Annotated in this window: 3 protein-coding genes; 1 reads left to right on the forward strand and 2 read right to left on the reverse strand. The window is 35.3% G+C overall.

Going from position 1 to position 2,063, the window contains the following annotated elements; genetic code table 11:
* Together QZ334_RS08085 and QZ334_RS08090 are read right to left on the reverse strand one after the other, a co-directional pair.
* Positions 1 to 304: hypothetical protein (locus QZ334_RS08085; protein ID WP_295233519.1), on the reverse strand; the 304-nt coding region annotated here is incomplete at its 3' end.
* Positions 305 to 691: 387 nt separating this feature from the next.
* Positions 692 to 1,324, reverse strand: a complete 633-nt coding sequence (locus tag QZ334_RS08090; protein ID WP_295233522.1) for a hypothetical protein — start codon at positions 1,322 to 1,324, stop codon at positions 692 to 694.
* A gap of 230 nt (positions 1,325 to 1,554) precedes the next feature.
* On the opposite strand from QZ334_RS08090, the gene QZ334_RS08095 reads away from it, so the two are divergent.
* Entirely contained in the window at positions 1,555 to 1,902 is a 348-nt protein-coding gene (locus QZ334_RS08095; RefSeq protein ID WP_287499707.1) for a hypothetical protein, read from the forward strand.
* Positions 1,903 to 2,063: the final 161 nt, after the last annotated feature.

Consider the following 2,063-nt stretch of genomic DNA (forward strand, 5'->3'; position numbering starts at 1 on the left):
CTGTATACCATTCCTTTAAACTAGCATACACTTCATTCTCTAAATCAATAATAATGGTTTCAATGGGATCCCAAGTTTTGCATCTTACAGACTCGACCATAACCATACTATTACCTATGAAAGTAACATCCCTACCATAAATCCAAAATGGTAATACTTTCCCCTTTATAGAAATAGAATATATAGCATCTCCATGAGGTGGTTCCGTTTCATATTGCGCTTTTATATTGTACTTTTCCATTATCTCATTGCTAGCATTTTCTATATATGGCAACGTTGAAATCTTGTAATTATCTGCGTTCATAAAAGCTCCATTATTTTTAATATCAACCACAACAAAGAGGACTGTATATCGCTATTTGTGTAAAAAGTATTTTGCTATACTTATTACGAAGAGAGTCCGTTGACGTGAGTTAGGTTCATCTCCGCGAGGAGGTGATACTATGACAAATCATGAAGTTACCTATGTAATTATCATAGTTCTGTTATCAGTAGTCACTATCATTGCACTAGTTAAGTAGTACAACGATAAACGCCTAACGTATAGAGGAGTGCAGTCCTCTAACACGTTAGGCGTCATCATAATTTTGTTCAGTTTTAGATGAGCCTAACGCCCTAATCACGTTAATGGGCTCTCTTTATATGTATATTATAAGCTAATCAAGCTTAAAAAGATAGTACAGTAATAAACTCAATTAGTACCTACACTGTTAATCATTTCTCTAGCCCGCTCAACAGAAACTGGCTCATTAAATAAAAACACATGGTTCTGCCCCCCATGTTCCCAAGAGGCTAGATAGACAAAATCATCCACCATTCGATAGGTAACAATTATATCATTTACAACCTCTGTTTTCTGAGGTAAGTAATCCTTATAATCACCTGCGATATTACCAGATAGAGTCGATACGCGATACTTAATATACTTTGGCATATCATCTACACGGTCAAAATATGTTCCTTTTAAAAGCTCATGATAGGCATACACAACTTGTAATACATCGTGATCCACAATGGATACATGTACGGAACGTAATCCCTCTAAACCACTTGGCAACTGCGGTTTAAAGTTCAAATGTTGCTTAGCCTCATATAGGGTATCAAACACCTCTAGAGATTGACCTTTACGAGTGCTTCTATAATCGCTATCTGTCATAGTACAACTACCGAGTCTGTCAGGACATGGAAACTCATTTCTGTCACCATAGGGCTGATCATAAATAGAATTACCATTAAGACGGAATCTCATCAAATCATCTGCGAACACAACATTGATGGAACCTATAAAAGCTAGCGTAGCTAACGCACATACAACCTTTTTCATGATACAATCCCCTGCAAACAAACTACATTTATTAACTAAATTATATCATTAAAAATTGAAACAGCTATCATCATAAATCTATCCTATTTGATAGTATCTATCGCAAATAATTCTACTATTCAAAATTATTGTAAGTGCTATAATGAACTTATAAAAATGAACAGGTGCTCATATGATAGTGCGTGCATTTTTCCAAACTTATATTTACTAGTTATATCAAGGAGATTATCATGACACATACACGATTAACACAACTCGTACAAGCTTTATTAGATGCACCTACAAGCAATGAAACAGTAAAGGAATTCGCTCAATCTTGGATTAATGCAGAAGGTACACCTAAACAAGAAGAACTTACAAAGCAACTCGTATCCGTAGCAGAACAAAACATTGCACTTATCGATGAAACAATAGGCTTTGCAGGGTCTGAACTTGCTACACAAATCCTTGGCGAAGAAGGCGCAGCTAACCTATTACAACACGCTAAAGACATTAAAGCAGAAGGCGCAGAATTCTGTGACTGCCCTGGCTGTGTAGCTGCTAAAAATATTATTGATTTGAAAGCGGAAATCATGTAGCTTACTATACTCCATTAAGTGGTTATCAACTCAAGGTTGATAACCACTTTTTTATATGATGAATTGCAATAAGTAATGCGACAAAATTAAATCAATTTTTTAATTCCATGTTTAAACATGTCAAATGGTGTTTTAAACCCAAGGCATTTTCTAGGTCGATT

This window comes from Veillonella sp. (assembly GCF_019414865.1).
In the GTDB taxonomy this organism is placed as follows: domain Bacteria; phylum Bacillota; class Negativicutes; order Veillonellales; family Veillonellaceae; genus Veillonella.